At 61.5% G+C, this 4,869-nt stretch carries 3 protein-coding genes; 1 reads left to right on the top strand and 2 read right to left on the bottom strand.

Going from position 1 to position 4,869, the window contains the following annotated elements:
• Together RMQ73_RS00940 and RMQ73_RS00945 are read right to left on the bottom strand one after the other, a co-directional pair.
• A partial coding sequence (locus RMQ73_RS00940) for a ribonucleotide-diphosphate reductase subunit beta (RefSeq protein WP_310496086.1) occupies positions 1 to 910 on the bottom strand: 910 nt, incomplete at its 3' end.
• A gap of 336 nt (positions 911 to 1,246) precedes the next feature.
• Positions 1,247 to 3,118 carry a ribonucleoside-diphosphate reductase subunit alpha gene (locus RMQ73_RS00945; protein WP_310496089.1) on the bottom strand — a complete coding sequence of 624 codons (1,872 nt, stop codon included), beginning with the start codon at positions 3,116 to 3,118 and terminating at the stop codon, positions 1,247 to 1,249.
• Positions 3,119 to 3,626: 508 nt separating this feature from the next.
• Between RMQ73_RS00945 and RMQ73_RS00950 the strand changes: the two genes are divergently transcribed.
• On the top strand, positions 3,627 to 4,869 hold a 1,243-nt coding region (locus tag RMQ73_RS00950; protein ID WP_310496088.1), incomplete at its 3' end, for a fumarate hydratase.

A 4,869-nucleotide genomic window follows, 5' to 3' on the forward strand; every position in this document is an offset into this window, starting at 1 on the left:
ATTCGGTCGACCGGGCTTCGAAGAAGTTGGCGTGTTCGACACCGTTCAGCAGCGGCGTGAGCCACGGCAGCGGGTGTTCCTCGATCATGTAGATCGGCTTCATGCCCAGCTGTTTCATGCGCCAGTCGGCGGTGAAGCGGACGTACTTCTTGATGTCCGATGCGGTCATGCCGTTGACCGGGCCCATTTCGAAGGCGAGATCGACGAAATTGTCCTCCATGCGCACGGTGCGCTGGCAGATGTCGGCGATGTCGTCGCGCAGCTTGTGGGTCAGCACGCCGGTTTCGGCGCAGAAGGCGTGGAACAGCTTGATGATGCCTTCGCAGTGCAGCGATTCATCGCGCACGCTCCAGGTGACGATCTGGCCCATACCCTTCATCTTGTTGAAGCGCGGGAAGTTCATCAACATGGCGAAGCTGGCGAACAGTTGCAGACCCTCGGTGAAACCGCCGAACATCGCCAGCGTGCGCGCGATATCGGTGTCGGTATCGACGTTGAAATTGGACAGATAGTCGTGTTTCTCGCGCATTTCCTGGTAGTTGAGGAAGGCACTGTATTCGCTTTCGGGCATGCCGATGGTGTCGAGCAGGTGTGAATATGCCGCGATGTGCACCGTCTCCATGTTGCTGAACGCCGCCAGCATCATCTTGATTTCGGTGGGCTTGAACACCCGGCCATATTTTTCGTGATAGCAGTCCTGCACCTCGACATCGGCCTGGGTGAAGAAGCGGAAGATCTGCGTCAGCAGATTGCGTTCGTGATCGGTCAGCTTTTGCGCCCAGTCACGGCAATCCTCACCCAGCGGCACCTCTTCGGGCATCCAGTGGATCTGCTGCTGGCGTTTCCAGAAATCATAGGCCCAGGGATATTCGAATGGCTTGTACGACTTGGAGGATTGAAGAAGCGGCATGGGGCGGGTCCTGTGTCTAAGCGAGAATGGCAGTTGGGAGGGGGCCGAGGCAAGAAGTCGTGGAAGTCATTGCCGCGGCCCCCTCACCGATCGGCCCGGTTGCCCGGACCGATTGCGCCGCCCCAGCCGGCGCTGGGGAGGAGGGGGTGGAGTTGGTGATGTGGTACATGCGTGGCGTCGAACGGGCTGTCACCATGCCTTTGGCCCGGCGGAGCGGGTTCCACGAAAGTAATACTTTCGTGGGTGCCCTCCGTGCCGCCGGCATGGCGCCACTCGCCGGCCGAGCGCTGCGCCGAGTCCGCTCGCTGCGCTGCGCGCTGCTCACGGCCGGCTTGGCTACTGACACGCCAGGCATTCGTCATAATCCTTCATTTCCATCTCCATCACAGGTGCCAAAGCCGTGTTGTCGGCCTCGACGCCGCCGGCGAAACCGGCGCGCTGGATGCTTTTGGAACGCAAATAATACAGCGATTTGATGCCCAGTTCCCAAGCACGGTAATGGAGCATGAGCAGATCCCATTTTTCCACATCGGCCGGGATGAACAGGTTGAGCGACTGCGCCTGGTCGATGTACGGCGTGCGGTCACCGGCCAGTTCGAGCAGCCAGCGCTGGTCGATTTCGAACGCGGTGCGATACGTCGCCTTTTCATCGGGCGTCAGAAACTCCAGATGCTGCACGGAACCGCCGCGTTCGAGCATGGAATTCCACACCGCGTCGCTGTTCTTGGATTTCGCAATCAGCAGCTTTTCCAGATACGGATTGCGCACCACAAAGCTGCCCGACAGCGTCTTGTGGGTGTAGACATTGGCCGGGATCGGTTCGACGCACGCGCTGGTGCCGCCTGCGATGATGCTGATGCTGGCGGTGGGCGCGATCGCCATCTTGCAGGAAAACCGCTCCATCACGCCCATTTCGGCAGCGTCGGGGCACGGCCCGCGCTCGACGGCCAAATTCATCGACGCCTGATCGACCTGGGCACGGATGTGCTTGAAGATCTTCATGTTCCAGCTTTTGGCCATGGCGCTTTCGAACGGCAGCCCGCGTGCCTGGTAAAAGCTGTGCAGGCCCATGACGCCCAGGCCGACCGAGCGTTCGCGCATCGCGGCATAGGCCGCGCGCTTCATTTCGGGTTCGGAGCGGTCGATGTAATCCTGCAGCACATTGTCGAGGAAGCGCATGCAATCCTCGATGAACAGCGGCTGGTCATGCCACTGGTCCCAGGTTTCGATGTTTAGCGACGACAGGCAGCACACGGCGGTGCGGTCGTTGCCGAGATGGTCCGGACCCGTGGGCAGGGTGATTTCCGAGCACAGGTTGGATGTGGAGACCTTGAGGCCGAGATCGCGCTGATGCTTGGGCATCGTGCGGTTCACCTGGTCGATGAAGATGATGTACGGCTCGCCGGTGGCCAGGCGGGTTTCCACCAGCTTGGTGAACAGCGAACGCGCATCGACAGTGGCGCGTCGCTCGCCGGTCTTGGGGCTGACGAGGTCGAACGGTGCGCCGTCGCGCACGGCCTCCATGAAGGCATCGGTGATCAGCACGCCGTGGTGCAGGTTCAGCGCCTTGCGGTTGAAATCGCCCGACGGCTTGCGGATTTCGAGGAATTCCTCGATCTCGGGGTGCGAGACGTCGAGATAACAGGCCGCCGAACCACGGCGCAGCGAGCCCTGCGAAATCGCGAGCGTGAGCGAATCCATGACGCGCACGAACGGAATGATGCCGCTGGTCTTGCCATTGAGGCCCACAGGCTCGCCGATACCGCGCACCCGGCCCCAATAGGTGCCGATGCCGCCGCCGCGCGATGCCAGCCAGACATTCTCGTTCCAGGTGCCGACGATGCCTTCGAGACTGTCGCTGACCGAGTTCAGATAGCAGGAGATCGGCAGGCCGCGCCCGGTGCCGCCGTTGGACAGCACGGGCGTGGCCGGCATGAACCACAATTGACTGATGTAATCATAAATGCGCTGGGCGTGGGGCGCGTCATCGGAATAGGCCGCCGCGACGCGCGCGAACAGATCCTGATAGGATTCGCCGGGCAGCAGATAACGATCGTCGAGTGTGTCCTTGCCGAATTCGGTGAGCAGCGCATCGCGCGACCGGTCGACGGTGATCGGGAATTTCCACGGCATGATTTCGTTGCTGCTGCGGCGCGGGCCGGCAGCCGCCGCTGCGTCCGCCGCAGATTGCAGCGCGCCGGCGATCATGCTGGCGACATCAGGCGCGCCAGCCGACACGCCGACTTCGGGCGCGGTCGCATCGGGGACGATCACGTCAGGCGCGGTCCCAAAAAGGGCGCCGTGGCCCGTATCTTCGTTCGTCATGTTCCGAAACTCGCTCAACGTCTCTGCTCCTGATCAGTGTAGGAGAAGAACAAATCAGGGTCACGCACGCAATTGCCGCACGCAGGCGTTATCCCCGATATCCACAAGCCATTGCTCTGCCCATTGCCTGCAACGCCTGTCTTCCCCGCTATTCGGGCACCACCACTTGTGTGGCGAGCCAGAACCAACACTATGGATAGTGCCACAGTTGCAAAAACCCGCAAGCAACTTTTCTTTACCTCCCGTTAGAATGGAACGGTTTCGCAGCTTGCCTGCATGACGGATTTGTGCACGTCGGAATGTGGTGATCGAGGCGCCCGGCAGCGGTGGACCGAACATGGCGCCGCCGCTATGCAATGCGCTTTCACATGCAAGATACAAGAAGGCGTCCATGGCCCTGATCCGCGAAGCAGATGTCATCGAATCGGTTGCCGATGCGTTGCAATACATCAGCTATTTTCATCCCATGGATTACATCCGGGCGCTTGGCCGTGCCTGGGACGCCGAGGAATCACCGGCCGCCAAGGACGCCATCGCCCAGATTCTGACAAATAGCCGCATGTGCGCGGAAGGGCATCGCCCGATCTGCCAGGACACCGGAATCGTCGTTGCCTTCGTGAAAGTCGGTATGAACGTCCGTTGGCAAGCCACGAGAACATTGGAAGAAATGATAAACGAGGGCGTGCGCCGCGCCTATCTGAACCCGGAAAATCGGTTGCGGGCATCGATCGTGGCCGACCCGGCGTTTTCGCGCGTCAATACCCGCGACAACACGCCTGCGGTTGTCCATGTCCAGCTGGTGGCGGGCGACACCGTCGAAATCACGGTCGCGGCCAAGGGCGGCGGATCGGAAAACAAGTCAAAGTTCGCGATGCTGAACCCCAGCGATTCGATCCGTGACTGGGTGGTGAACACCGTGCCCCTGATGGGCGCTGGCTGGTGCCCGCCCGGCATGCTCGGCATCGGCATCGGCGGCACGGCGGAAAAGGCCATGCTGCTGGCCAAGGAATCGTTGATGGAACCCATCGACATGGCCGAACTGAAGGCGCGCGGGGCGCAGACCGAGATCGAGGCCCTGCGAATCGAACTGTTCGATGCGGTCAATGATCTGGGCATCGGCGCGCAGGGCCTGGGCGGGCTTTCGACCATATTGGACGTGAAAATCTTCGACACGCCCACCCATGCCGCGTCCAAGCCCATCGCCATGATCCCCAATTGCGCCGCCACCCGCCACGCGCATTTCGTGCTCGATGGGTCTGGCCCGGCCTATCTGGAGGCGCCAAACCTTGCGCAATGGCCGCAGGTGAACTGGACCCCGGACAGAGCGGCGATCCCGGTTGATCTCGATACGCTGACGCCCGACATCGTTGCGTCGTGGCAACCCGGTGATCGGCTGCTGCTGAGTGGCAAGATGCTGACCGGGCGCGATGCGGCGCACAAGCGCATGACCGACATGCTGGCACTTGGGCAGACGCTGCCCGTCGATTTCACCAATCGCGTTATCTATTATGTCGGGCCAGTTGACCCTGTTCAGGGCGAAGTCGTCGGCCCAGCCGGCCCGACCACGGCCACCCGCATGGACAAGTTTACCGAAACCATGCTGGCGCAGACCGGCCTGATCGCCATGGTCGGCA

Origin of the sequence: Sandarakinorhabdus sp. (assembly GCF_031430775.1) — a bacterium.
GTDB lineage: Bacteria > Pseudomonadota > Alphaproteobacteria > Sphingomonadales > Sphingomonadaceae > Sandarakinorhabdus.

What these genes read in the sequence shown, in the direction of transcription:
- RMQ73_RS00945 (WP_310496089.1), bottom strand. Translation starts at nt 3,118, where the DNA reads ATGATCGCCGGCGCGCTGCAATCTGCGGCGGACGCAGCGGCGGCTGCC.